Source organism: Campylobacter sp. BCW_4323, from assembly GCF_001763115.1.
Taxonomy (GTDB): Bacteria; Campylobacterota; Campylobacteria; order Campylobacterales; family Campylobacteraceae; genus Campylobacter_D; species Campylobacter_D jejuni.
Genome location: NZ_MJYC01000002.1, coordinates 1 through 216, shown reverse-complemented (window position 1 = coordinate 216; position 216 = coordinate 1). Strand labels below are relative to the sequence as shown.

The 216-nt window shown below is 29.2% G+C and carries 1 pseudogene; it reads left to right on the top strand.

The features are described from left to right. Nucleotides 1–216 (top strand): annotated as a pseudogene (locus AJN60_RS00010) (hypothetical protein); the annotation flags it as partial.

Genomic DNA, 216 nt, shown 5'->3' with positions numbered 1-216 from the left:
TTTCTATGTTGAAGACCAAGGAAGTATTAGACTTAGTTATTCTTTTGATAATGAAAAAGAAGCCATTGATAAAATGTTGCAAGAAAATTATTGGCATAAATATCATGGTATCAAAGACATCAAAGAATATCTAACAAAAGAAGTAGCACTAAAAATCATCCAAGAAGAAAAGTTAGAAGTGATTTGGTATGATGAAGCACTTAAACCTTTATGTGC